General features: G+C 32.8%; 26 protein-coding genes. 22 read left to right on the top strand and 4 right to left on the bottom strand.

What is annotated here, in order from left to right; all coding sequences use genetic code 11:
• Positions 1 to 12: 12 nt before the first annotated feature.
• The 10 genes from MKY02_RS08480 to resA all read left to right on the top strand — a co-directional run bounded on the left by MKY02_RS08480 (position 13) and on the right by resA (position 10,803).
• Entirely contained in the window at positions 13 to 267 is a 255-nt protein-coding gene (locus tag MKY02_RS08480) for a phosphopantetheine-binding protein (protein ID WP_038182926.1), read from the top strand.
• Positions 268 to 277: 10 nt separating this feature from the next.
• The gene (locus tag MKY02_RS08485; RefSeq protein ID WP_076035218.1) at positions 278 to 1,099 is read left to right on the top strand and encodes a hypothetical protein; all 822 of its coding nucleotides are present in this window, start codon (positions 278 to 280) and stop codon (positions 1,097 to 1,099) included.
• A 2-nt stretch (positions 1,100 to 1,101) separates the two neighbouring features.
• Entirely contained in the window at positions 1,102 to 2,028 is a 927-nt protein-coding gene (locus tag MKY02_RS08490; protein WP_038182922.1) for a 3-oxoacyl-[acyl-carrier-protein] synthase III C-terminal domain-containing protein, read from the top strand.
• A gap of 26 nt (positions 2,029 to 2,054) precedes the next feature.
• Positions 2,055 to 2,750, top strand: a complete 696-nt coding sequence (locus tag MKY02_RS08495) for a hypothetical protein (protein WP_076035219.1) — start codon at positions 2,055 to 2,057, stop codon at positions 2,748 to 2,750.
• Positions 2,751 to 2,755: 5 nt separating this feature from the next.
• Positions 2,756 to 3,913: an acyl-CoA dehydrogenase family protein gene (locus tag MKY02_RS08500; protein WP_051448669.1), complete on the top strand. Its 1,158-nt coding sequence runs from the start codon at positions 2,756 to 2,758 to the stop codon at positions 3,911 to 3,913.
• A gap of 46 nt (positions 3,914 to 3,959) precedes the next feature.
• On the top strand, positions 3,960 to 4,841 hold the full coding sequence (locus MKY02_RS08505; protein WP_143691257.1) for a hypothetical protein: 882 nt from the start codon (positions 3,960 to 3,962) through the stop codon (positions 4,839 to 4,841).
• A 12-nt stretch (positions 4,842 to 4,853) separates the two neighbouring features.
• Positions 4,854 to 6,245: an MATE family efflux transporter gene (locus MKY02_RS08510; protein ID WP_038182910.1), complete on the top strand. Its 1,392-nt coding sequence runs from the start codon at positions 4,854 to 4,856 to the stop codon at positions 6,243 to 6,245.
• A gap of 212 nt (positions 6,246 to 6,457) precedes the next feature.
• Positions 6,458 to 8,683: a M16 family metallopeptidase gene (locus MKY02_RS08515; protein ID WP_038182907.1), complete on the top strand. Its 2,226-nt coding sequence runs from the start codon at positions 6,458 to 6,460 to the stop codon at positions 8,681 to 8,683.
• Positions 8,684 to 9,985, top strand: coding sequence for an EF-P 5-aminopentanol modification-associated protein YfmH (gene yfmH, locus MKY02_RS08520; protein WP_445329606.1), 1,302 nt, complete (start codon positions 8,684 to 8,686; stop codon positions 9,983 to 9,985). It begins immediately after the preceding gene.
• 296 nt (positions 9,986 to 10,281) lie between these two features.
• On the top strand, positions 10,282 to 10,803 hold the full coding sequence (resA, locus tag MKY02_RS08525; protein ID WP_038182901.1) for a thiol-disulfide oxidoreductase ResA: 522 nt from the start codon (positions 10,282 to 10,284) through the stop codon (positions 10,801 to 10,803).
• 178 nt (positions 10,804 to 10,981) lie between these two features.
• Here the strand turns inward: resA and MKY02_RS08530 are convergent, their stop codons facing one another.
• Positions 10,982 to 11,419 carry a hypothetical protein gene (locus tag MKY02_RS08530; RefSeq protein ID WP_038182898.1) on the bottom strand — a complete coding sequence of 146 codons (438 nt, stop codon included), beginning with the start codon at positions 11,417 to 11,419 and terminating at the stop codon, positions 10,982 to 10,984.
• A 389-nt stretch (positions 11,420 to 11,808) separates the two neighbouring features.
• Between MKY02_RS08530 and MKY02_RS08535 the strand changes: the two genes are divergently transcribed.
• Together MKY02_RS08535 and MKY02_RS08540 are read left to right on the top strand one after the other, a co-directional pair.
• A complete protein-coding gene (locus MKY02_RS08535) occupies positions 11,809 to 12,492 on the top strand; it encodes a response regulator transcription factor (RefSeq protein WP_038182894.1) in 684 nt (227 codons plus the stop codon).
• Between the two features lie 155 nt (positions 12,493 to 12,647).
• Positions 12,648 to 13,505 carry a sensor histidine kinase gene (locus MKY02_RS08540; RefSeq protein ID WP_340710976.1) on the top strand — a complete coding sequence of 286 codons (858 nt, stop codon included), beginning with the start codon at positions 12,648 to 12,650 and terminating at the stop codon, positions 13,503 to 13,505.
• A gap of 452 nt (positions 13,506 to 13,957) precedes the next feature.
• Here the strand turns inward: MKY02_RS08540 and MKY02_RS08545 are convergent, their stop codons facing one another.
• Both MKY02_RS08545 and MKY02_RS08550 read right to left on the bottom strand, forming a co-directional pair.
• A complete protein-coding gene (locus tag MKY02_RS08545; RefSeq protein ID WP_340710977.1) occupies positions 13,958 to 15,889 on the bottom strand; it encodes an ABC transporter permease in 1,932 nt (643 codons plus the stop codon).
• Positions 15,876 to 16,643 (bottom strand): ABC transporter ATP-binding protein, encoded by a 768-nt coding sequence (locus MKY02_RS08550; protein ID WP_340710978.1) that lies wholly within the window; start codon positions 16,641 to 16,643, stop codon positions 15,876 to 15,878. The genes MKY02_RS08545 and MKY02_RS08550 overlap by 14 nt, the downstream gene beginning before the upstream one ends.
• A 288-nt stretch (positions 16,644 to 16,931) precedes the next feature.
• On the opposite strand from MKY02_RS08550, the gene MKY02_RS08555 reads away from it, so the two are divergent.
• The 6 genes from MKY02_RS08555 to MKY02_RS08580 all read left to right on the top strand — a co-directional run bounded on the left by MKY02_RS08555 (position 16,932) and on the right by MKY02_RS08580 (position 21,144).
• Positions 16,932 to 17,378 (top strand): GNAT family N-acetyltransferase, encoded by a 447-nt coding sequence (locus tag MKY02_RS08555; RefSeq protein WP_038182890.1) that lies wholly within the window; start codon positions 16,932 to 16,934, stop codon positions 17,376 to 17,378.
• Between the two features lie 62 nt (positions 17,379 to 17,440).
• Positions 17,441 to 18,433, top strand: a complete 993-nt coding sequence (locus MKY02_RS08560) for a serine hydrolase domain-containing protein (RefSeq protein WP_340710979.1) — start codon at positions 17,441 to 17,443, stop codon at positions 18,431 to 18,433.
• Positions 18,434 to 18,872: 439 nt separating this feature from the next.
• Positions 18,873 to 19,310: a HEAT repeat domain-containing protein gene (locus tag MKY02_RS08565; RefSeq protein ID WP_038182887.1), complete on the top strand. Its 438-nt coding sequence runs from the start codon at positions 18,873 to 18,875 to the stop codon at positions 19,308 to 19,310.
• Between the two features lie 229 nt (positions 19,311 to 19,539).
• Complete coding sequence (locus MKY02_RS08570; RefSeq protein ID WP_076035228.1) at positions 19,540 to 19,797, top strand: hypothetical protein; 258 nt, start codon at positions 19,540 to 19,542, stop codon at positions 19,795 to 19,797.
• A 57-nt stretch (positions 19,798 to 19,854) separates the two neighbouring features.
• Positions 19,855 to 20,232 (top strand): hypothetical protein, encoded by a 378-nt coding sequence (locus tag MKY02_RS08575; RefSeq protein ID WP_038182885.1) that lies wholly within the window; start codon positions 19,855 to 19,857, stop codon positions 20,230 to 20,232.
• Positions 20,233 to 20,523: 291 nt separating this feature from the next.
• Positions 20,524 to 21,144, top strand: a complete 621-nt coding sequence (locus MKY02_RS08580; protein ID WP_076035229.1) for a class I SAM-dependent methyltransferase — start codon at positions 20,524 to 20,526, stop codon at positions 21,142 to 21,144.
• A 286-nt stretch (positions 21,145 to 21,430) separates the two neighbouring features.
• On the opposite strand, the gene MKY02_RS08585 is transcribed toward MKY02_RS08580, so the two are convergent.
• Positions 21,431 to 23,095 (bottom strand): ribonuclease J, encoded by a 1,665-nt coding sequence (locus MKY02_RS08585; protein WP_038182883.1) that lies wholly within the window; start codon positions 23,093 to 23,095, stop codon positions 21,431 to 21,433.
• 186 nt (positions 23,096 to 23,281) lie between these two features.
• Here MKY02_RS08585 and MKY02_RS08590 point away from each other — a divergent pair, with 186 nt between their 5' ends.
• The 4 genes from MKY02_RS08590 to MKY02_RS08605 all read left to right on the top strand — a co-directional run bounded on the left by MKY02_RS08590 (position 23,282) and on the right by MKY02_RS08605 (position 25,499).
• On the top strand, positions 23,282 to 23,620 hold the full coding sequence (locus MKY02_RS08590) for a hypothetical protein (protein WP_076035230.1): 339 nt from the start codon (positions 23,282 to 23,284) through the stop codon (positions 23,618 to 23,620).
• A 201-nt stretch (positions 23,621 to 23,821) separates the two neighbouring features.
• On the top strand, positions 23,822 to 24,076 hold the full coding sequence (locus MKY02_RS08595) for a hypothetical protein (protein WP_038182882.1): 255 nt from the start codon (positions 23,822 to 23,824) through the stop codon (positions 24,074 to 24,076).
• Positions 24,077 to 24,762: 686 nt separating this feature from the next.
• The gene (locus MKY02_RS08600) at positions 24,763 to 25,083 is read left to right on the top strand and encodes a PadR family transcriptional regulator (protein WP_076035231.1); all 321 of its coding nucleotides are present in this window, start codon (positions 24,763 to 24,765) and stop codon (positions 25,081 to 25,083) included.
• A gap of 71 nt (positions 25,084 to 25,154) precedes the next feature.
• Positions 25,155 to 25,499 carry a DUF1048 domain-containing protein gene (locus MKY02_RS08605; protein ID WP_038182879.1) on the top strand — a complete coding sequence of 115 codons (345 nt, stop codon included), beginning with the start codon at positions 25,155 to 25,157 and terminating at the stop codon, positions 25,497 to 25,499.
• Positions 25,500 to 25,628 lie beyond the last annotated feature (129 nt).

The raw sequence follows: 25,628 nt of genomic DNA on the forward strand, positions 1-25,628 counted from the left end.
AATTGATAAATAATGAGTAAGAATACTTTTGAGGTGGCTATAGCAGCATTAAGAGAAGTGTTGGATATTGATGAGATGGAGGAAATACTACCTGAAACAACATTAGAATCATTAAGTCTTGATTCTACATCGATTTTTGAACTTTTAATGGTTTTGGAAGACAATATTGAGGGATTATCTATAGATCCCGAAGACATTGAACCGGAATATTTTGAATCCGTAGAGACAATTGTTGATTATATTGATAAATCTTTAGTAAATGCATGAATGAATGAGTATGATAAAAATTAATTCGTATGTATGTAAACGGTTCTTGGAAAAGAGGTCATATACTCATAGTATTGGGGAAATTCAATTTCAAACAGATTTAGCAGATATGTATGGACTTAAGGTGGATGAATCTCTATTGAATTCGGGGTTGAATAATTCATTTAGTTTTATGGGAACTAGCTTAATAGATCAATTATTAAAAACCGGGAATAAAATCGATGATGTAGATTTAGTCGTTTTAGTTTATTGTATCCCTGATATCAATCCGTCCATTTCAACTGTCAATTACTTAATTGAAAAATATAATCTAAATGCAAAAGGTTTTGCTGTTTCAGCAGTAGATACTTATGCTCCTTTTGCAGCAGTAAAAATCATCAAAGAGTTATTTTTTACAAAGAAGTGTAAAAAGGCACTTTTGTTAATGCTCGATCAATCTACATTATCATATTATGCTCCAGGTGTTAAAGATATTGAAGATACAGCAATTGCTTGTCTATTTGAAAAAAATGGAACTGGTCCTTGTCTTGAACTGAATGAGTGGGGTTATGAATCCAATACTAATCTGCATGAATGGATGAAAAAAATGAATCTAAATCAAAGTGATGATCAGTATATTATTTCGTCCAATCTAGAAGAGAAATATACAGAAATGCCATCCGAAATCACCTTTATTGCTTCCTCTAAGCAATTATGCACGTCCTTGTTTGCAAAGTTATTAAAATTAATACAAAAGGGCAAGATTCAGGGAGATTCATCTATTTATTTGTTAGATGGAAGCTTAAAGGAAAATGAACTGTATTATATGAAATTTAGCATACTTGGAGGTTGAATGTGAGTTTTGGAATTGCAAAAATTGGCACATATATCCCAAGCCTAAGGCAAAAGATTGATGAAGTATTAGAGTACTCTGGCTGCAATGAAAGAGAAATAAAATTAATGAAAAGATTACACAATATCCATCAAGTTCCCATTGTTGAAAATGGACAAAGATTGGAAGAGACCCTTCGTTATGCATTACTAGACCTTCATTTAGATATAAAAGTTGATTTAGTCTTGTATGCTCATTCGTTACTGGCGCAAGTTCCACATGATTATGGGTTGTTAAATAAAGTCTTAATGCCATTTGATTTATTAAGCACAAAAAAATTCGGGATTGCTCAAGAGGCATGTGCTTCTTCCTTTTATGCAATGGAGCTCGCAGACTTGTATTTTGCAAAGAAAAAAAATGTAAATACGATTCTATTAATCTTGGGAGACCAATCCAATATGACTACTAGATTAAGATATATAGAAAATTCTACCGTTATTGGAGATTCGGCAGTGGCAGTTCTGTTACAGAAAAAAAACGAAACAAATAAAGTACTGTCCATCGGTGTTTATAGGGATACTCGTTTTAATCAAGGGTTTTACGAAAATCCCCAAAAAACAGCTTTATTTAACGAAGAATACGTTTCCATTATTATTAAGGCGATACATGAAACATTGACAAAGGCGAATGTAGTTCTCGATGAAATTCAATATATTCTTCCCTACAATGTGAATAAAATGACTTGGCGAAAGTTTTCAAAACTTACCCATTTTCCTTTAGAAAACATCATTTTGGATTTACTTCCCGAGATTGGCCATACGTATACAACAGATTGCTTTATAAATTTAGATTATTTACAATCTCAAAATAGATTAAAAAAGGGAGATAAGATTTTAATGGTAAGTGTAGGATTAGGTTGTTTTGTGGGATCTGCTGTCATTGAACATTAAGAATTTATTATAAAAGGAGATAAATAATGTCAACACTTTTATCATCAAAAAATGAGAATTTATTGAACTATATAAATCGATTTTTAGAAGAGACCCGTGGTTTGAGCCTTTTTGAAGCTTTTGAATGGATTTTCAAAGCCTTTGAAAATCCAATTATTATATCATCCAATAATTATTTTCTTGCTCCTCACTCTGTTCTAGAGAATCCGAATACGCATATTCTTAGAGGTAATAATCTCTATCAATTGACCGAACTAAAATTTAATAAGGTTAATAATCATTTCATGGAACATGAAATGATTAGCTTATTTAAAATGGATGACATACCTGAGAAGGGGTCCAACCAGATAGAAAATATTCCTTTAACAAAAAATGACTTTGCTTTATTCATGCGGACGTGGATTGCATTGGAATGCCTTGCTTATGATAAAAAGCTTTTGAGCAACCGTTATTCAGGAAAATTACCGATTATTCAATACCAAATGGTGAAAGGGCAGTTTTCGGAGGCCATTATTAAAATATATTCAATTATTAACAACTATATCAATGGAAATACCACATTAGAGAATAAGTCTTTCAATGTATTTATTCACAATGAAATAGATGATTGTATGAATACTCTGATTAACCTAACTGGTGGTCATGGTGTCCTGACGGAAACAGTGAGCAGAAAAATTTATTTGTCTTTTGTCATCAAAAACCTGTTTGTAGAATCGGAGTGAATATTTTGAATATAGAAAAATTAAATGCTTTTGAAGAAGCTATTAAATCGTACTCGCAAGAATTTCGGGATATTGGACTAATCATAGATGAACAGCCTGATCGGCTACATGAATTTACGGATTTGGCCAGTGTTCAATTGTTATCACGAATGATGATTCCTTCTGAATATAATGATCATCCATTTATCATTAATAATACAAAATTTTATGGTTTAACTTGCATTGAGAGAGTCATTGGGACTGAATGGCTTTCCTATGGGGATGCGGGAGTCGTTGTGGGGTGTCCAGGGCCTTCATTATCTGGAATCATTATTCAAGATTTTGCCGATGGGCAGCAAAAGGAACAGTATTACAGCAAATTGCTATCCAAACCTTGTTGGACTTTTTTTGCCTTAACTGAGCCTAATAAGGGATCGGATGCCATGCATATTGAAACAAATATGAAGAAAGTAAATGCATGCGATGGGCAAAGGTTATTAAACGGTGAGAAATATTTCATTGGGAACGGTACTCGGGCGGAAATCGGAGTTGTCTTTGCGCGTACCACAACCGGTCCAATAGGAATTGAAATGTGCTTGATTGAAAAGGACTCAGATGGTTTTTCTGCCGAAGCACTTGATACATTAGGTCTTCGCGCTCCGAAACTTAGTAGATTAACGTTCCAAAATGTTCGCATAAATGAAGAACAGATTATTGGAAGGCATTTAAGCCCTTTAAAAAGAGGAATGCATGGAGCCATTACTGTTTTTAATAAAATGCGTCCTACAGTAGCTGCTATGGCACTGGGTGTTTCACAAGCAACTTATGATTACATGATTACCAATAAGAAGAATTTATCCTTAGATCAACAACAGAAACTGGAGAATTTTCAAAATGAGCTAATAACTACTAGGAATCTCATTCGTCAAGCTGCATTGGAAGTGGATATTAATCCGCGGAATGGTTATGTCGGATCAATTGCAAAAGTGAGAGCTACCTCATTAGTGAAGCAGATCACTCAATATGCGCTAGATTTATTTGGTGAAGGAGCCTTTTTTGAACATCCATATTTAAACAAATGGTTCAGAGATGCATTTGCGTTTGAAAACATGGAAGGTACTTCAAATATATTAAAATTAAATATTTTTCAAAGCTACATGAATGGAAAGATTTCGTATGTATAACCTATGTGATTTAAATGTATCATTATCATCTTTGGCAATTCTACATATGGATCGAAAAAATTATTATTTAGATGGAAAAGAGCCTTCTGATTTTTTTAGGTTAGAACCACATTTGGAAATAGATGCATATTATCATAACATTCCAATAGAAACGGTCGAGTCCTATTCTATCAAAATTGACAATCAGCAAGTGACCTTGTCGGAAATGTTACACAAATGCCATACGGAACTATTACCAGTAGTGAACAACTATCAGTGTTTATTAATTTCAAATTCGTTTTCAGATCGCCAGCCGGAAATACAGCCGCTGCCAAGAATTTTAGAATGGTCCGATAAGAAACCAAAAAATTATTTTGGTGTTTCTCATTTAGGCTCATTAGCTTCTATAGATTGTCTAGAAATTCTGGAACTTTGTTTAAATGAAGGAGAAGAAGGAATTCTTCTATTAGGAGAACAATTATTTATTGAGCAAAACCGGTACAGGACAGGCTATCTTCCCTTATCAGATTTTGCAATGGGCATGCATTTTTCTAAAGGACACGGATCGATTCAAATTCTTCAAATTGGAAATTATCCCTTAGCTGAATATCAATCAAATATAGAAAGTAGTAAAATTCACTTTTCTAATATCATTAAGCAAATCTATGAATTGGTGTCACATCAACATCAACCGAAGTGGGTTATTGTCCAAAATTTATTTGGTCGAATGGATTTCCTGGAATCCGATTTGTTTTTTATCCGAAAGACAAATGTTGCTCAGAATTATCAAAGTAGTGATGTCTGGTACACGTTTACCGAATTACTGTTATCAGGAAAATTGAAAAAAGAAGAGAAGATACTTATAATATCGGCAAACCGGGATTTGAGTACTTCATTTGCAGTTCTTCAGTTTAATGGGATGCCTCTAGTTTCCAGTTTTAAGTGGTAAGGAGGAGAAATTTTGCCAAGAAATATAGATTATTTAAATGATCGAATTATTCCGTTGATTTATAAAACCTTTATTCCAATGGTATTGGCTTCTTCAGTTTCGATTGTTACGCAACTGGCCAATACTTTTTTTATGGGGCATGAGCATAAGGAAGCTCTGTATATTGTTGGTTTATATATTCCGTTTTCTTTTTTTATGACTGCATTGATTGAAGGTTTTCAAATTTCGAATGCCTCTTCCGTTGCATTTGAAAAAGGAAGGGAAAATACCGAGCAAATACCTAAGTTGATTAATAATTACCTTCTATATGGAATCTTAACCAGTTTAATTATTGCGATTTTCATTAGTTTATTAACACCGATGTTCGCCGATTATTTTAACGTTCGTAATGAATCAATCAATTTATTTAGGAAGTATACTCGGTTAATGGTCTTTCTTACAATATTCTCAGTAGTAAATGCCATACTGTTATCCAGTATAAGGGGATATGGCCTTGTAAAGATTTCTTCAGGAATAAGTACGTTTACCTCAGTGTCCAATATCTTATTAGTTTATATTTTTGTAGAATATTACCTTCTTGGCGTTTATAGTATTGTCCTTGCTAATTTTATTGTAAGTAGTATCTCAATAATCATCAGTCTATTTTTCCTATTAAAATATAAAATTGTAAAATTTCAAATTTTACCTTTTTCATTGAAAAGATTTAAATTAGAGGAAATTGCCAAACGTAAAATCTTGAATATTGGTATTCCAGTGGCTATTTCGTATATTTTAATCTTTATTAGTACATTTTTCTTCAATAAAATCCTAATGCCATTTGGAAATGAGGTGGTAGCGGGTTTTGGAGCTGCATATCGATTACAAACAATAGTCCTTCTAATCGCGATATCTTCTGGTAATACATTAGGTCTTCTTATGAATCAGAATATGGGTGGCAATAATTTAGAACGTTCCTTTGAAATCTATAAGAAAGGAATGATCAATATAGTAGGAATCTACATTATCATTGGCACGGCCATTTTTTTAGGTAAAGACCTAATCGCTTCTTTTTTAATTGCTGACGGGGAAGTGAGCGTACATACAGCAAATTATTTAAAGATTGTTGCTTTATCCTATATTATCATGGGACCCATGATGTCATCATTATTGGTGCTTGAACAAATTGGCAAAGGATTTCAGGCGTTCTTTTTAAACTTTTTATATTTCTTTTTTATCGTTGTAATCGGATGGTTTTTAACAAACCATTACCAGGAAGAGAGTTTATTCTACTGGACAATCAGCTTATTGAATGTTTTCGCCATAACCGGTATTTTATATAGTTATTTTGTCATCAGGAATAGTTTTCAATTGAAACAAACACAATTGAATAAAGAAATAAAAAGGGCAGTTGAAATGAATGGATAAAAACCTATCTTTTTATATCGTTGAACCGTATTTTGACGAGTATTTAGAGACAGACTTGTATTTCCCCAGTTTTACTAAATTTTAAATAATGAGTATTTAGCGCCGAGGTATCTAATTTTACTGTTATTAATAATTTGTTTAGCTAAATGTATAGTCGATTTAGATGGCAGTAATTTTTTAAGATTTCTATTTATGAAAGCGAGGAAAAATGATTGAATAATTTTTCAAAACAATACGAGGAATTTATATCGGAAGAAGAAATGCTAAGAAGCTACTATAAGGAGCATGGCCTAACAACGGACCAGTTTTTTCCGTTAATGAATATGGTTATGGAACTATCTCCTCTTAAAATAAATGAATCATACGAGAAAATATGGATGAAGTATTTGGCTCATAACAGAATGATTAATCGAGAAAGGGTAAATCCAAATTTTGAAATCGACAACTACGATGAAATCATCGGCGAAGAATACATGATGGAAACACTCAATGAAGGAGGCGCTTTTCTCTCCTGGCATTTTGGTGATTATCGGCATAATGTTGACCAAATCATCAAAGCTTTAAGATTTAAATTTCAAAATAAGAATCGGAAATTTTATGTTGTCGTAGACCAAGAATCCTTTGAATCAGAAGGGAAACTGGATTCTTGGGAAAAAATTAGGGAAGAAGCGGGAGTAAAGCTATTAGTCGCAGAATCAAATCTAATAGCTATCAAATTATTTTATATTTTAAAAGAAAATGACTCCTTCCTATTGTTTCTGGATGGACAAGCAGGATTTAATGAAGATAATACAGATATACGGACGAACTTTTTGTCTTCAGAAATAAAAGTGAGAAGCGGTATCTTTAGGATTCTTGAAAGGGCAAAGAAAAAAATATGTATTCTGCTTACGACTCTGTCCGAAGATGGAAAAAAGCAAATTATCTTTCATAAGCCTTTTGCAGTAGAACCCAACAAGATAGATGAAGCAGTTAACAAAGCTTTCTCCATTTTCACATCAGAACTGATGAAAAAGCCTGAATTATGGAGATTGTGGTATAGGCACGATGAACAAGTTGTAGAATGGCATCCATCTGTAAATATTCAAGATGGGAAGCCAATTCAAATTGATTGGAAAACAAAAAGTCAAAATAGTAGTCAAATATTAGGTCTGGATACCAATCATGCTCGGTTATATGAGCTTGAAACTGAAGCATTATCATTTGATATTCAGCGAAATTCTGGCATCAATTTTTTTGTTCATACTAATGATAAATACATGAATACAAGTATTAGATTAACCTTTTTATATCCATTAAGAAAAGAAATGGCATGTTCTATTGCTATCTTTTCAGAATTATTAATACCCGTCAATATACAGACGAAGTTAGATCATTTGTATGGGGCAATTTTAAAAAGCAACGTATCGAGAAAAGGGGATTATCATGTCTTAGAATTTGAAATGTCGATTATGCAAAATAATCAACTTGATTCGGATATGATTTCAAAATCTTTAAAACTATTATCAGAAATCATTAATAGTCCACTGGAAAAAGGATTTGAGTATGAGCGGATAGAAAAAGAATTTACCAGTCACTATTATCGCATTAAAGAAATGAATGAAAATGTGGAATATGCCGCCCAAGAAATTTGCTTGGCTACTATGACGGAAGGGGAACCATTCAGTATTCCGATTTATGGTGATTTGGACACTCTGGAGGAATTAAACGAAGAAATATTGTTACAACATTATCAAGAATTCATATCATCCTCTAAAAAATACATTCATGTAATTGGTCCAAACATTGATGAAGATAAGATACAAAATGATGCTTGTAGTTATTTTCAACAGGAAGAAGAAAATAATCTTTGTCCACATGGCGACATGCTTTCTCCAGTTCATCAAGAGATTAAGTATATCGAGCAAGATTTACATGCCAATCAAGGAAGATTGTTGATAGGATTTAAAACAGGTATCAACTTCTCATCATTGGAATATATTCCTTTACTTGTCTTCAATACTATATTCGGAAATTTACCCGAATCAAAATTACAAACTGAAATCAGACATAATAGAGGAATGGCCTATTATCTAAGTTCTGAAATAGATGATTTAAAGGGAATATTATTAGTTCATGTTGCTTTACAAGAAGAAAATTATGAAACAGTGACTGAGATTATCTTAAATGAACTAAACAAAATTCAAGATGGGCAAGTGAGCGAAGAAGAAATTCAAACCGGTATAAATGCAGTGAAACATTATGTGAAAACTGGCTTAGAAACTCCAGCTATCTTAATAGATATTAGCTTAACAGGGGATTTATTGGGTTTTCAAGATGATGAAGAGAAGGTTTTTTCTGTGCTGGAAAATATTTCGAAACGTGATATCGTCGATATTGCAAAAAAGATAACGTTAGATACGGTATTCAAATCGGTTAAAAAGGTGGCGAAAATATAAATGGAATGTCTTCAAAATGAAAAATTAGGCCACTCCGTTTTTTGTGAAACCTTTAGTAATGGGATGGAAGTACATATGATTCCTCTCAAAGGAATGTCGCAAACATTTGCTGTGTTAAATGTGGATTTTGGTGCTAATGATACAGCTTTTATCAGTACTACTACAAAGGAAAAGAAGGAATTGCCGTATGGGACAGCTCACTTTATGGAACATTTAATTTTCAATCAGAGAAATATGCATGACATGAAAAAAGTCTTTTCTGAAAACGGGGCATCTATTTCTGCCAAAACTGGCTATAATAATACGGATTTTCTAGTTTCTAGTTCTGGTAATATGGCAGAACTTATTTCCAAATTGCTTGCCTCCATTTTAAGTCAAGAATTTACAACAATTGAAATTGAAAATGAAAAAAAAGTGATTAGAGAAGAAATATTAATGTATCAAGATAAACCAAACTGGGTAGTTTACAGAAACCTATTAATGCAAATGTATCCTGATCTGCCAATTTGTACAGATGTGGCCGGTACGATAGAAAGTATTAACAGGATAGACAAAGGATTATTGGTGCAGGCTCATGACATTTATTATAGACCTAACAATATGAAATTGGTGGTTGTAGGTGATGTTCATCCAATTGAACTGTGTGAAAGTATCTATCATACAGTAGTCCGTGATGAAAATTATGCTGAAAAGAAAAGACATGAATTTGAACTATTTTATCCCAATGCTAAAAATCAATCCTATAAAAATATATCAATTATGAAAAATTGCTCCCATGATTTATTTTCGATTGGTTTAAGGCATGAAAAACAAGATGGGAATTATTATGAAAATCATTTAGCAAAACTCGCAATTACTGAGGCCCTTTTTGGGTTGGGATCTACATTAACAATGGATTTGTATAGGGAGAACTTAATCAATAATCAATGGGGTTATTCTAATTACAATGGTCCAAATTATGACTTTACTGTTGTCAGTGGTTCAACGGTGAATATACTTCCGGTAAAAGAAAAGCTATATGAAAAACTTCAAGAGGTAAGAAGGAGCGGTTTGAACCCATTTGAAATTGAACGTGTAACAAAAAAAATGATTGGTCAGAAAATGATGCAGATGGAAAATATGAAGGAATTCGCTTTAGCTTATTCCGAAGACTTATCCAATGGCTTGAATTACTTTAAAACCTTTGAACATTTATTAAAGATGGACGCCCATCTCGTAAATAGCAGATTAGAATCTATTATTAATTTTGATAACTTCTTAAAAACTGATCTTTCTTCGCTACCAATGATTGTGAAGAGATGAGTTTATCGTAGAATTTAGACAGTGAGTTTATAGGTATAGAAAAAGTTGCAATCATCTCATTAATTTGATTTTTATATAAATATGTATTTATCACTACATATGTATTAATTATGGAATGGTGACTTTTTTGAGTCATAGGCAACATTTCAATCCATTTTTTCAGACCTATGATTTTGAAATGGGCAGTATTGTTTTGATGATTGTTGGAGTAGTCTTATCTTTTGATTCAATGAACATTTTAAACAGAATTTCAATACCCTTTTGAGGATATCATTGGATTTAAAGGAGGACAATAGATGAAAAAAAGAATGATTGTGCGAACTTTATTTTTAGTAATTATCTTTAGTGCCATTACTTACACCGTCTATAGTAACTTCATAAAAGAAACATATGAAATGGTGAAAATAGGAGATGTTGCACCTGATTTTATTCTTGAGGATTTAAATGGGGAGAAGCATAAATTATCAGACTATAAAGGTAAAGGAGTTGTACTAAATTTTTGGGCAACTTATTGTGATCCATGTAAAGAAGAAATGCCTGATTTAGAAGAAAACTATATTAAATATAAATCTAAGGGAGTGGAAATCCTTGCAATTAATAATGCACAAACAACTTTTGAAGTTAAAAAGTTCACTAAAAACATTAGTTTTCCGATATTGATAGATCACTCAATAGTTGTTTTTAAAAGTTATAATATAGATGCTATACCAACATCGATATTCATCGACTCCGAGGGCACAGTAAAAAAAATATCAGTGGGTGGTTTGACCAATAAAGCAATTCAGGAAGATATAGAATTGATTATACCTAATATATAATCATAAGGCTGAATTTTATGAATCAAGATTAACCTAGTTAAAATCACATTTTTAAAAAGTAATAGTGCATCTATTATACTGAAGAACAGATAGCCCATTCCCCCAAAAATAGAATGGGCTAATTTATTAATTTTTATGGACTTTCAATGGCCATCTTAAAGAACGGTCTGTTAGGTATCTATGGATCAATGACTATTTCATTTTCACGATCTTTTATTAAACTATCTAATAATACGTAGCCGAAAATAATTCCACCAATTGTTATCAATAAGGTACTTTGTGAAACAATTAATTCATTTGCAAAGTAAAAATACTGGCCTATAAATGTGTAAGTCAAGAATGGGGACACAGCTATAAATAATGCTGGTAAAGCAATTACTACAATCTTAATCCAATCAAAAGTCCATTGTTTCTTTTCTTTAATTTCAATAATTAATTTAGGTAAACGAAGTAATATGCCTATAATAATAGGGAATGCGAAAGAAAACCTTATCAAGGGAAGAATAATATATGTTGTGGAAGCTTCCTTTTCTAAATGTAATTTATAACTAAGTCCAAGGTAAATCATCACACCTATAATTATTAACGAAATGAAATAACGTGAAAAGCGTTTCACCCTCAACTCCTCCTTAGAAATTTTGATATTCTCCAATTGTCTAATTATACACTTTTATAACAATATATCCTTTTTAATTGTAGTGGAAAGAAAATATATCTTTCATTACATACGGTTAAAGTGGATAACCCATTATGGACAGTATATTAACATATGCTCCGAGTTGTTATTCATGACCAAGAATACACTTGAAACAATTAATTTATTAATTAAATGAAATTCTTGTAGAGACTCGTTTATCTCAGAACAAGAAAAGGATGGTTGTTAGAACAATGAGCTTGGAAGATAATACTTAATCAACTTTAACGTGGTTCAAATCTTCTATAGGAATGGTTATAATAATTGCATAGAGTGGATAAAAATCAATTAATTGGTAGGAGTAATGAAAGATGGATGACAAATTTAACATTATGATTGTCGAAGATGAACAAAAGATTGCTCAAATGATTGAAGAAAACTTAATCAAATGGGGATATGATGTATTTTCGATAAAGGATTTTCAAAAAGTAGAAGAAGAATTCTTGTCAGTAAAACCTCATTTAGTGTTGTTAGATATTAATTTACCTTATTATGATGGATTTTATTGGTGCGAGAAAATTAGGAAGTACTCTAATGTGCCCATTGTATTTGTGTCGTCTCGTAATGAGAAGATGGATGTTATGATGGCCATAAATATGGGCGGGGATGATTTTATCCAGAAGCCATTCTCAATGGATATACTCGTGACGAAGATTAATGCGATAGTGCGTAGAACGTATACATATCTTTCACCTAGTTTAGATGTTCTCAAACATAATGATTTGACTTTAAACTTAAAGAATTCAACAGTTAAGTTTGGCGAGCAAGAAAGTGAGCTCACTAAAAATGAATTTAAAATATTGACTGTTCTTTTTGAAAATAAGAATGAAATTATTAGTCGGGATGAGCTAATGCGTGCATTATGGGAAGATGAGAGTTTTATTGATGATAATACATTGACGGTTAATATAAATCGATTACGTCGTAAACTAACAGATATGGGTGTGGAAGATTATATCCAAACGAAGAAAGGGCAAGGGTATATGCTAATATGAGTATTTGGAAGCATTTGTTCTTTCAGAGGCGACTAATCTTAACCTATATTATGATCATGTCGTTTATTACAGTAGTGATCTATATCAACCCAAGACTTTCAATCCCAATAAATAATCTACTCTACCTGTATCTTGTCTCAACTTGTTTGTTTTTCTTGTACATTTTTATAGAATACTATTTTATCAAAAAACACTTTATTGCATTGAAAAGTAGTTGTAGAGATGGTTTTTTAATCCAGGAAGAGTTACTGACGCCTAAAACATTGGAACAGCAGATGTTTCAAGAAGTATTAAAGCAAGTAATTCAACAGCATCAGCAAAAAGTCACGAATATTATAAATGATAAAAAAGAAACAATAGATTATATGACATCATGGTTCCATGAAATTAAAACACCTATATCGGTTAGTCGTTTAATTATTGAGAATGAGAAGGAAAATCCGGTTTTGAATAGTATAGAAGAAGAAGTAGATAAGATTGAGGGATACGTTGAACAGGCACTCTATTTCGTTCGAGCAGATGATTTCAATCAAGATTATTTTATTGTTCCTGTTGATTTAGACGTAGTTATTCGCTCAATTATTAAACAAAATGCCAAGATATTTATTCAAAAAAAGATAAAACTTATATTAGAAGTAGAGTCTAAAGAAATACTAACTGACCAAAAATGGCTAGCTTATATTGTGGCACAAATTCTATCTAATGCTTTGAAGTATACTTCGCCTCAAGGGGAAGTGAACATTTCTTCAGAAGAAGATGAAATAGAAAGAAGATTAATCATAAAAGACAATGGGATAGGGGTAGAACAGGCCGACATCCAGCGAGTATTTGATAAAGGCTTCACGGGGATGAATGGAAGAAGTCACGGTGGCTCAACGGGCATGGGTCTTTATCTAGCTAAGAGATTGGCAAATAAGTTAGGACATTCAATCACTATCACTTCAGAAAAGAACCACTTTACAATTGTTACTATACATTTTCCAAAACTACATGATTACTATGCATTAACATAATTCAAAATGAGAGGCAGTCACCTATTTATACCTGCCTCTCATTTTGTTTTTTAAGATTTTCTTTAAATAATAACATCTATGCTAATTATCCACTTTGCCGAGTCTTATTGATGAGTTTACAATAATTCATGGAAGCAAAAGTGAGGATCGCATGTATCGGTGCGTTTTTAAGGAGGGAAATTTAAGGATATACACCACGTCCTCAATCTTTTACTGTATCATTTTCCAAGATCACTAAAGATGCGTTTTTATTACAGGTGTAGTTGATTGGAGCGTAGCGACGAAGCGACTTGACGCTCGCCCGCGGAAAGCGTCCACCGTAGCGGAAATCAACGGTCTTATTATCTATATTAGTATTTAATAAATCCGATAGAAAAAAGACTGTTGATAAACACGAATTTCTTCGCATTTTGTCTACAGTCTAAGAGATTGAAACTCTATTAGTGTCCTTTTTATACATTTACTATTTTGTTACATGAAATAACAGTTAATACATAGTAAGAAAGATAAAGCATTGTATAAGATACGATACAAATGATTACGGGAATGATGAAGTTGATATCCATTAAATTTGAGATAGCAGTTAATATCATACAGCTATGAGTTATGCCTACGATTAAAGGTAGGAGAAAGACAACAGAATATTGTTTAGCGATAATTCGCATCACTTCGATCTTTTGAACGCCTAGTTTCTTTAATGTTGTATATCTGACTTTATCATCAGTTACTTCTGTTAGCATTTTGAAATAAATAATACTTCCTGAAGCCGCAAGGAAGACTAATCCCAAAAATCCGCTTATAAAGATCAGTAATCCATAAACAGATTGGGCTTCTTGATAGCTATCTGAAAAACTATAGAAATGTACTTCACTAGGAAGTTCTTTCATGATTTTCTTTGTTAGTGCAGAAGATTTAGCTTCGTTGGTTACTTTCAAAGCATGCACTGTAGTAGGAGTATTCTCACCTCTAAGTTGATTGTATTTTTTGTCATTTACAACTATTAAGAAAGGTTGAACAGGGTCATTCAATAATGAAAATGATTTATTACCAACAATCTTTATTTTCGAATCCACACTTGCTGAATGCAACGAAACCGATTTGTTTATATTTGATTGCTGGTCTTGTGATCCAATGAAATTGTTGATAATTGTTAGACCTTCTGTTTTCTTTAAAGGTGCAATTGTATCTAAATCTAATTTATCAGCTAGCTGATTGAAAGTTGTATTGGATATAACAGCAAATGATTCGTCAAAGTATAAGTACCCCCCAGGAACTTTCTTAAGCTCTGAAGCATCGCCTTTTACCATTGTGTACTCCCAGTCATGTTCAAAGATAAGGGAATGATCATTGTCCGTGGCAATTAATTCACGAATTTTTGCATCTACTTCAGAAGAAGTACTTTCATATTGATAACTATATGGAACAAAACTTTTCACCTGATCCAGAGTATTGTAATAAATACTATAACCAAATCCAAAAGCGATAAGTGTTACTGCGTTCAGTATAGAAATAATAGTGAACATAAAGGCGTTGCTCTTTAATCGATTTGTTAATTGCGTAAAAGTTAAAAGATTAGACCACTTAAAATAGAATGACTTATTCTTCTGTAATAATACAAAGATAAAGGCACTTAAGGAGTGGAATAACAAAAACGAACCAACAAGCATGGAGATAATTATAATAATGATAGTACGGTTAAAGTTCTGATCCCAATTTCTCGATTCTGGAGACAGTTGTAATAACCAGTAGCTACCTCCAATCATTGCAATGGCAAGAAGTGCTAACAACAAAGAAGGTTTATTTATTTTCTCGCCTTTTTTAGTGGCTTGGAATAGCTCGATTAATTTAAAACGATAAATAATAAAGTAACCTTGTAATGATGTAAGAAAAATTATTACACTGAATACAAGTAAAGTCTGTATGATTGCTCTTGAATTAAAAGTAAATGTAATAGCAATAGAAAAGCCCATTAATTTCACCAATATCATACTGAAGAAAACAGAGAATAATTCCCCGATTCCAAGCCCTATTAAGAGTGCAAGTATGCCCATAATAAAGTTCTCATAGAATAGCATTCTGCCAATTTGTTTTTTCTCGACGCCTAGTAACGAATATAAACCAATATCTTTTTTACGTCTTTTAACAAAGAAGTTATTCGAATACCAGATGAAGATGGATACAAATAGTAGTAAAAGAATAGAAGAAGCACCAAAAGCTGATGCGAGTTTTTCTGTATCCGTTAGAGCTTGGCTAATTTGTTTATTGTACTGTAGTGATGAAAAAGTAAAGTAAATCGTAATACTGAGTGTCATTGATGCAATATAAAGAAAGTACTGATAGAAATTGTGTTTGATATTTTTCCTTACAATATTAAACATGTTCATAGGTTCCACCCCCTATAGTAGAAAGCGTGTTTAATAATAGGTTAAGGAATTCTTTTCTGTCTTTGTCTCCCCGTACAATTTCTGTGAAAAGGCGTCCATCTTTCATAAATAATACTCGGTTACAATAACTAGCCGCGAAAGCATCATGTGTGACCATTAAGATAGTCGAACCGTAGTCCTTGTTCAATACATTGAATGTATTTAGAAGATCTGTCGATGATTTAGAATCTAATGCCCCAGTTGGCTCGTCTGCTAACACTAAACTTGGATTTGTAATAATTGCTCTTGCAACAGCAGCACGTTGCTTTTGTCCTCCAGAAACTTGGTAAGGGTAAGAGTTTAAGATTGTTTCAATTCCAAGAATGTTAGCAATTTCTAGAACTTTAACTTCCATCTTCTGAGCTGGCCAATTGGCTAGTGAGAGTGGTAGTAGAATATTTTCTTGTATTGTTAAGGAATCAAGCAAATTATAGTCTTGAAAGATAAAGCCCAAATGCTTTCTGCGGAATTTAGCTAAATCCTTCTCCTTCATTGAGTCTACTGATTCACCCCCAATGACAATACTGCCTGACGTTGGTTTATCAATTGTTGAAAGGATATTCAGTAATGTAGTTTTACCAGCTCCAGATGGTCCCATAATGCCAACGAATTCCCCTTTATTAATCGTTACATCTACATGTTGTAGAGCAGTATATATATTATTTTTTGCTCCAAAAACTTTATGTATCGAATTTCCTTTTAAAATTGCTGCCATGTTAAAACTCCTTTCAAGAGTTAGTTTGTACTTTAACAATACGTTGAAATCTAAGGCTACTCCATCGATTTTTCAAACAAATAGTTCCTATAACTTACATTTTTGTCACAATAGCAGCATTTAATATAGATTGACTTTGCGAGACTACATATTTATATAATAATTAGAAAGTGGAGTTAAAAATAGGTGTATGTTGAAATTAATGGTGTTATTTGAAGAATTAATACATCTACAATCCTATAGAATAGATTATAAATAATTCAAATTACAAATAAAGGCGGGGGAAATATGAAACTAATAGAAATAGATAAATCAAATTGGCTGAAAGTTATTTATTTAACAACAAATAAAGAGAGTATGCCAACAATATGCGAAGAATTCGTCGCATCAAATGCATTATCAATTGTGCAAGCGCTATTCGAGAAAACATGGATTACAAAGGCAATTGAAGTGGAAGACCAATTAATTGGTTTTACTATGTATGGTTTCTCTGAAGAGCAGAACTTTTTTGAATTATGCAGAATAATGATTGATCGAAAGTTTCAAGGAAGCGGCTATGGTCCTAAAGCAATTTTACTTGTAATAGAAGAGATGAAGAAACTAGAAGGATGCAACGAAATCTACTTATCAACTGAACCCAACAATAAGCGCGGGAAGAAAATATATGAGAAATTAGGCTTTAAGAATACGGGGCGCATTGTTGATGGTGAGGAATTGTATTGTTTGAAGCTTTGATTAAATAGTTCTAAGTTGTACTTAAAGAGAGTGTGTTACTATCAAAAAGTGAGGGGAATTGAATGAATCAATTTACACCAGTTTGGGAAAACGTTTTGAATACTTTTCAACAAGTAGATGCTTCGGGTGCTGCCTTAATAGTTATGAAAGAAGGCCAAGTTGTTGCAGAATCTTACACTGGTTTTCAAAGTGAAACCTTTGGAGCAAGAACTATGCAAAAGGATACATTCTTTCATCTAGCTTCAGTTCGAAAGACATTTATCGGTTTTTCCGCAGCTTACTTAATCCAGGAGGGGGTAATTAAATCACCTGAGCAACAGATTGCACCGATATTCCCTGAAATAGATAGTGGTATATTAAAGGGTGTAAGCATTCGCCATTTAATCACTCATACGCATGGGTTAAGACTAGTAAATGGAGAACTTGAAAAAGAGTTTCAAGCAGGGACAAGTTGGGCTTATCGAAATATTGGTGTAGATTTATTGTCTGAAATCATTAAGAAGGTTTCAGGTAGAACGATTGCTAATATTGTTGAAACTGAAGTGTTAGTTCCTTGTGGTCTGACAGAGATTGGTTGGTATGGTGAACTGGATTCTAGACATGTTGAAGTGATTCGAAAAGAAAACGATCCACATTGGTATACAAGTGACAATGTAGATGGCAGTCAAATGAATATGTATGCTTCTGTTAGAGATTTAGTTAGATGGGGAGCACTACATTTATCTAAAGGAAAAGTAGACGGTAAACAATTAATACCTCAAGAGATATTTGAGTACTGTACTTCTGTTCAAAGCCCAAATACTCTACCTTTGGACTATCCAAGGAACGGTTTCTTTTGGTTTGTCCAAGGAGCCTCTTGTGGTCGAACAGAAATAGGTGAAGTCGTATCTAATGATGCTTATCAAATTCTCGGCTATACAAATGTTACTTTGTTAGTCATTCCAGAGCATGAGATAGTTGCGGTACGTGCTTTTAATAACTTCGGTTCACCAGTTGGATATGATTACTTAAAAGACGTTCGTGGTTTTGGAAATTGTGTGATGGAATGTTTGTAATAGTGACATGATGACTAAATAGCTACTATCAAGAAAAGCAGTAATTTCTTGATAGTGACTATTTTATTCCAGAAAATCTCGAATCTATAATTAAGATTTTTCTGATTTGATCTATTCAGCTCTTTATTTGACGCACTCAGAGAATGATTTAACCTACTGAGGGGAGCATTTAACTTACTCGAGTAATGATTTAACCGATTCAAATAGTATAGGAATTTAATCTGATCAATTCATAACCGAATTTGACTCACTTAGTACGTGATTGTATTCTTATTTAGTGATAAAATAACTATTTTTAAAATTAAAGTTCTAATAAGTAAGAGCTAGCCGTCGATTTCGTATATAATGGTAAGATAGAGAAGAATTGATATTCCACAGACCAATTGTCGAAGAAAGCTTGAATCATCTCAATTATAATTTTAAAGGAGTTTGACATAACTTGAGTAAAAAGTTTGAAACAGAATTACCAGAAGACTATGCAGAACTAAAAAAAGAAGCGAATTACACGTCTAGCTGGAGAGATCGTCTTTCAGCGGTAAATGAGTTAAGCACTTGTAAACACCCTAAAGTAATCGATCTTCTTAAAAACCGTATGGAAAATGATACAGTATACAAAGTACAAGAGGCTGCTTACAAAGCACTAATTGCATTTGGTGAAAATATAGAGCCACCTAAAGTACAAAAATTTGATATTATCAAAGGTACTGATAAAATCCTAATCCGTGTGAAGAAAAGCTTACCAGCTGATCACACATTTGAAGACTTCGCTGGAAAACTTGAACGTATGCGCTTAGATGTATACGATGCATACGAAGGTCATAAAGGTAAAGAATTCAAAACATGGCTTGAACAAAAATGGACAAGCTTAAATAAATAATTTATTTAAAACCAACTAGTTGCGTAGTACATGGAAAAACTAACGCAACGAAAATTTCATACAAAAAGGCGACATGGCGTTCATTTCTAGCCATGTCGCTTTTATTGTTTTACTGCAAATTCACCATCAGCCTATAGCTCCTTCATCTTTTTGCAAAATCATAAACATAAGGTTTTTCTGTAAACTGATGATTTCCTCCCTACAAAAAACCTATAATACGGTAAATAGTTTGACTGATGCAACAACAATTGCCTCTAACATTTCTGCGGGTATTCAAACATATGTTGATAACGTTTTTCCAAGTAGCGCTATTCTTGTATATTACTACTTTATTGAAGCTACAAACGGTACCCAAATTGTCTCTTCGAATAGTATTGAGGTAAAAACTGTACCTGATATAAAGAATGCTTTTAGTGAGAATTACCGCACAGATAATACAAATAGTTTCTTGTACAATGTTGTCACGGATTCATATGAATTGGTTTGAAATTAATCCGTGAAAAGTCTAATTAATTTTGGGCTTATTAGTTGAAGAGGTGAAGATATGTTTGAAGTTTTGGAAGTAAATCATTTTAATTTTTATAGTTTTAATAAGCTTTTACTACCAGCATATTTTAAACAACTAGAAAAATTCGGAAATGATATTATGGGTGTAGGGGCCATTTCTCATACTGAACCAGTTGGTTTATTATTGGTGAATTTAGATACTAGCTCAAAAATTGCAAGCATCATTCACTTTGTAGTAAATGCGGAAAACAATGAAATAGATATTATAGAATTGTTACTGGACAAAGTAGAAGAGCTTTTAGAAGTAGGGGGTTTTTATACAACTGATTTGACGATATCCATTAATCAATCAGTAGAAGGGGTTCAAAAAATACTTTTACAAAGAGCAGAATACAAGTTCGGCAATTACCCATAAATATGTTGCTAAAACACAACGGGTACAACACAAAGATTGGACAACTCTCTTTAATAGGCAAGATAATCTAAAAGTTGTACATTATAGAAAAGATTAATTATACAATATATTAGAACCTTGTGCTAGCGGGCTGCGTTACTTCAATAATGTATAGAGCATATTTCCGCTCCAAGAAACGTGGCAGAATAGTCAATTGAAAATATTAATATGTCGGAAAATATGAAAGTGATTTAAAAAATTTAAGAATGTTATTGATTGATAGAATTAAAAATGAACTGGGAGTGTAGGGGTTTGAATAATTCTTGGAACAAATTTATTTATAAAATCGGATCGCCAATTTATGATAAGATTTTTAATTCGGGTATATTCTTAAATGCTCGAAAACAAATATTCCAATCGATACCATTCGATAGCAAACACAAAATTTTGTTTGTTGGTGTAGGGACGGGTGCTGATTTAGAGTTAATCAATTGCTCTGACGTAGATATCACTGCAATTGATTATTCACCTGATATGCTTGGAAAGGCAAAAACAAAATTCAAGGATACTAGGATTAGATTTTTAGAAATGGATGCTCAAAATATGGTTTTTGAGGATGAAACTTTCGACTATGTAGTAGCAAGTCTAATACTTTCAGTTGTACCAGATGCCAATAAATGTTTTCAAGAAATATCGAGAGTTTTAAAGCACGAAGGAAAAGTAATTATTTTTGATAAATTTGCTCCTAAAAATAAAAAGCTCTCGTTACCAAAATTACTATTAAGACCAATTATTAGCGCATTAGGAACTGATATTGGCAGAAGTTTTGAAGAATTAATTCCAAAAAATAATAAACATTTAAAAATAGAAGAAGATACACCAATTATGATGAATGGAATGTATAGGAAGATAATAATTGCTAAAATTCATTAATGTTCATCAACTAGGGGGACATTAGTTGATGATAGAATGTAGAGAACTTTATCAAAATAAATTTCTCTCTATTTATTCGCAAAAATCTTTGAGTTAATAGCTTTTAAAACAAAAAACCTTCTTGAGCATCCATTAAAAACAGGTAGAAAGAAAATAAGATAGTACATAATAAAAAGCCCATAAACGTTATTAGATAACATTTATGAGCGATGATTCCTTTAATTTTCGAATCCGCGGACTCTAACTCTATCTTGTCGAGATAAATCATATTGAAAAATTCTTTTGCTTAAACCTCAATAATAACAGGCAAAATCATCGGCTTTCTTTTTGTCTCAGTATTTATATACTGTCCTACAGATTTTTTTATCTTTTTCTTCATTTTATTAATGCTACCATCTAAAGATTCATTTACTGTTGTTTTAACAATGTCATTTACGTTTCTAATAAGCTCTGCGGAATCTTTTGCATAAACGAATCCGCGGGAAATGGTGTTAGGTTCATAAACAAGTGTACCTTCTGTTTTAATAATTGTTACAACAATGACAAGCATACCGTCTTCAGATAGTTGTTTTCGATCTCGTAATACAATGTCCTCTACTTCGCCAATACCGATTCCATCAACGTAAGTATCGCCAGCAGGGACTTTTCTAGTTTGACGTGCTAGTGCGTTTTCAATATCGACCACATCTCCGTTTTTAATGATGAAGGTATTGTCTTTTTCAATGCCAACGGATTCAGCTAACAAGCGATGTAGGTATAACATCCTATATTCACCGTGAATAGGAATAAAATATTTTGGTTTCATTAATGTTAACATAAGTTTTAGGTCCTCTTGATAGCCGTGTCCCGATACGTGCATTCCCGTTTTGCTAGCGGATCCATAAATAACTTTGGCTCCCATTTGAAAGAAGCTATCTACTATCCGCGATACATCTTTTTCATTCCCAGGAATAGGGGATGCTGCAAAAATAACCGTGTCATCAGGTAACACTTTTACTTCCCGGTGATTCGAAGTCGATAAGCGAGAAAGGACCGCTAGTGGTTCTCCTTGACTGCCTGTACATAAAATCACGACATCTTCAGGAGGTAAATACTTTACGTCTCGTGACTCAATTAGCAAGCCATCTGGTAAATCTAAATATCCGCGTTCTACAGCAACTGATACGACATTCACCATGCTACGACCAAGCAATGCAAGCTTTCGATTGGTTTTTAAGGTTGCATGGACTATTTGCTGAATACGATTTACATTTGAAGCAAAGGTCGAAATAATAATCTTACGCTTAGCTTTCATAAAGGCGGCTTCAATATGTTCACCTACCAATTGCTCAGAAGGAGTAGAGCCAGGGCGTTCTGCATTTGTACTTTCGGATATGAGTAGTAATACCCCCTGTGTACCAATCTCACTCATTTTATGAATATCAGAATATTGATCATTCATTGGTGTTAGATCGAATTTAAAGTCTCCTGTATGAACGACCTTTCCTTCAGGTGTGTCAAAGACAATGCCTAAACAATCGGGTATACTGTGGCTTGTTCTAAAAAAACTTACAGCGATTTCACCAAAATCTAAATTTGAATCCGAGTTGATTTGTACCAATTCTGTAGTCCTAAATAGTTTATGTTCTTTTAATTTTAGTTCAATTAATCCGAGTGTAAAACGAGTAGCATATATCGGAACATTTAATTTCTTCAAAAAGTATGGAATTCCACCAATATGGTCTTCATGGCCATGTGTTACCACTAAAGCCCTGATTTTTTCCTTGTTTTCTTGTAAATAATCGATATCAGGGATGATAAGATCAATCCCTAATAAACTTTCATCCGGAAATTTAGCTCCACAATCGACGATTATAATATCATCTGCGTATTGTATAACATACATATTTTTACCTATTTCATTGATACCACCTAAGGCGAAAATAGATAATGTTTTATTACTTAGAGTCAAAATAATGTCCTCCTACTCGACTATTCTTTTTTATTATTGCAATGCAATTTAGGCTGTTTTGAATTCATTCTTCAGTATTGCTTTTGAGTCATCGTTCTATACGAAATCACTGAATATTGAAGGTTCTAGTAGTAGCATTAAGAAATTTACATCTGAAAGAGCAGTTTAAATAGTGGGGAGGATACTATGAAACGATTAGTACTATTGATAGTTGCTATTGCTCTCTTAGTAGGAGTAGGTGGCTTTTATTATGCAAATGTAGATAAAAATTATTTTGAGTTACAAAAATTCTATGATTTCCCTGTTCCTAATAGTGCTACATTAGAAAGTGAAAATCAGAATGCTAAAAATTATATATGGGAACCATCGACAGGTACTGATGTTCCACTTAGTTATCGGTTAATGATTAAAAAGAGTGGGTGGAAACAAGTGGAAATTGATGGGCATAGTGTTATTTACAAAAAAGGTGACGATTATATATATATCGTTCTTGCACCAGATTATATTGGTATCTTAAAAGAATAGAAATAAACTTACTTAGTATTAATTAATGTAAATATAAAGTGACAAGAGATTTGTTCAATTTACAATGAAGTCATTTGAAAAAATAGTTGTTTAAAAAGGGTAATATAACTGGGATTAATTTCAATTTCTTTATATAATAAAAAATGAACATTTCCATATTCGATTCGTTAGAAAAAAAGCAGTTAGTTAGGATGTGAAAAAATGAAATTAAAACTGAAAGGCTTTTTTGTGGGGGTTATGAGTTTTATAGTTTTAACTATTGCTTTAGTTTTTATTGGGCATGAGTTTTCGATTTCGTGGCTAACTTTAGCTTATACTCATCAAAATAGCGAAAGTGGAATTTATGTATCTATTGAACCGCTGATGCCCGTTATGATTGCTTTGTTAGCATCTTTAATTTTGGAATACGTGTATGTTAGACATAATTCTAAAAAGATAAGTAATAAAGGATTTTAGGCTTAAGGGAGGAAACACTGCATATTTCATGAGTATAAGTGGTGCAAACTTATTGGTTTTTGAAAAAGATAATTTGCAATATAGGGTTGGTGTAGATAGTTGAAGAAGAAAAATTTTTGATTCGATGCAATAATCAATAGAATTAGCTATTTGAACTAAAATTTCTGAAGTAATCTTTTCGAATGTAATACTAATGAACAGCAAATTTCTAAATCTATTCGGTGTGTTCATTGAAACAGAAGTCGGCTTTTTACTAAAAAAATTAATGAGCAAGTAGTGAATAAGATAATCGAAAAATAATGAAGGGATAGAATTTCCATATTCTCATGTACAGCTGCTGGATGGGAATGATCCAGGGTGTAATCATTGTGAAAGAAGCATAGGAGGAAGTAAAAGCACTGGTTATAGAAATATTTAGAAAATCCAGTTGAAATTCCCTCTGCTAGGTATTACGATATACCTGTAATAAGTAACACTGGATACCAACACCATTGAATAGTGAGGTCACAAAAATAATTTAAGAAAAACAGTTGACAGCCTCGCTACTCGGTGTTACGATATACCTGTAATAAGTAATACTTAATAGCTCGATTTCCTAAAAGCTATTAAGTAAAAAATTTTACTTAGTACTAAGTTATACTGAATATAAGTCAGACAAAATAGAGGAGGTAAAGGAGGCTTTGAACATGGAAAATTTAACTGAAATGCTTAAGGGTTCGCTGGAAGGCTGCGTGTTGGAAATCATCAGCCGCCATGAAACCTATGGGTACGAGATTACCCGCCGCCTGAACGAGCTTGGGTTTACCGAAGTCGTAGAAGGGACGGTCTACACCATCCTAGTGCGATTAGAAAAGAAAAAACTGGTGAACATAGAAAAGAAACCGTCAGATATGGGACCGCCCCGCAAGTTTTACTCACTTAATGAGGCTGGTCGCCAGGAACTTGTATTGTTTTGGGAAAAATGGGATTTTGTATCATCAAAAATCAATGTCTTGAAGTCAACTTAGCATCATAAGATATTCTATCCGATATTTTTGGAGTGCCTTGTTCAGCTTTATAAAAAAGGAGGAAAAATAACATGATGGAAATGTTCAAAAAAATGATTGGTGATAAAAAAGAATACAAGATGATGATGGCACGGGTTGAAGCCCTGCCAGAGGACTACCAGTTTGTATTTAAGAAAATTCAAAACTACATGTGGAATTTCTCAGCGGGAGGCAGCGGGATGGATATGCTGCACATACAGTATGAATTAATCGAGTTGTTCGAATCTAGTGCGGCGGAAGGCAGACAAGTGCTGGAAATCACTGGGGACGACGTGGCATCATTTGCTGACGAACTAGTGGCAAACGCTAAAACCTATGTCGCCAAGTATCGTGAAGATTTGAATCAGAGTATTTTGAATCGATTAGGAAAAAAATAAATTCAATAGATAATACCGACTGAATAGCTGATTACAAATGTGAAATTCCACCTTCGTTATTCAGTTTTATTTTATACCCGGTAGTAAGTAATACTTATTATCAGTCATACTATATAGAAGGGTATATGC

It is taken from the genome of Viridibacillus sp. FSL R5-0888, assembly GCF_038009105.1.
In the GTDB taxonomy this organism is placed as follows: Bacteria; Bacillota; Bacilli; order Bacillales_A; family Planococcaceae; genus Viridibacillus; species Viridibacillus arenosi.

Excerpts from the sequence above, each read along its gene's own strand:
- MKY02_RS08595 (WP_038182882.1), top strand. The coding sequence starts at position 23,822 with ATGAAATTAAAACTGAAAGGCTTTTTTGTGGGGGTTATGAGTTTTATA.
- MKY02_RS08590 (WP_076035230.1), top strand. The coding sequence starts at position 23,282 with ATGAAACGATTAGTACTATTGATAGTTGCTATTGCTCTCTTAGTAGGA.
- MKY02_RS08485 (WP_076035218.1), top strand. The coding sequence starts at position 278 with ATGATAAAAATTAATTCGTATGTATGTAAACGGTTCTTGGAAAAGAGG.
- MKY02_RS08560 (WP_340710979.1), top strand. The coding sequence starts at position 17,441 with ATGAATCAATTTACACCAGTTTGGGAAAACGTTTTGAATACTTTTCAA.
- MKY02_RS08550 (WP_340710978.1), bottom strand. The coding sequence starts at position 16,643 with ATGGCAGCAATTTTAAAAGGAAATTCGATACATAAAGTTTTTGGAGCA.
- resA (WP_038182901.1), top strand. The coding sequence starts at position 10,282 with ATGAAAAAAAGAATGATTGTGCGAACTTTATTTTTAGTAATTATCTTT.
- MKY02_RS08505 (WP_143691257.1), top strand. The coding sequence starts at position 3,960 with ATGGATCGAAAAAATTATTATTTAGATGGAAAAGAGCCTTCTGATTTT.
- MKY02_RS08480 (WP_038182926.1), top strand. The coding sequence starts at position 13 with ATGAGTAAGAATACTTTTGAGGTGGCTATAGCAGCATTAAGAGAAGTG.
- MKY02_RS08600 (WP_076035231.1), top strand. The coding sequence starts at position 24,763 with ATGGAAAATTTAACTGAAATGCTTAAGGGTTCGCTGGAAGGCTGCGTG.
- MKY02_RS08535 (WP_038182894.1), top strand. The coding sequence starts at position 11,809 with ATGGATGACAAATTTAACATTATGATTGTCGAAGATGAACAAAAGATT.
- MKY02_RS08495 (WP_076035219.1), top strand. The coding sequence starts at position 2,055 with ATGTCAACACTTTTATCATCAAAAAATGAGAATTTATTGAACTATATA.
- MKY02_RS08555 (WP_038182890.1), top strand. The coding sequence starts at position 16,932 with ATGAAACTAATAGAAATAGATAAATCAAATTGGCTGAAAGTTATTTAT.
- yfmH (WP_445329606.1), top strand. The coding sequence starts at position 8,684 with ATGGAATGTCTTCAAAATGAAAAATTAGGCCACTCCGTTTTTTGTGAA.
- MKY02_RS08605 (WP_038182879.1), top strand. The coding sequence starts at position 25,155 with ATGATGGAAATGTTCAAAAAAATGATTGGTGATAAAAAAGAATACAAG.
- MKY02_RS08545 (WP_340710977.1), bottom strand. The coding sequence starts at position 15,889 with ATGAACATGTTTAATATTGTAAGGAAAAATATCAAACACAATTTCTAT.
- MKY02_RS08575 (WP_038182885.1), top strand. The coding sequence starts at position 19,855 with ATGTTTGAAGTTTTGGAAGTAAATCATTTTAATTTTTATAGTTTTAAT.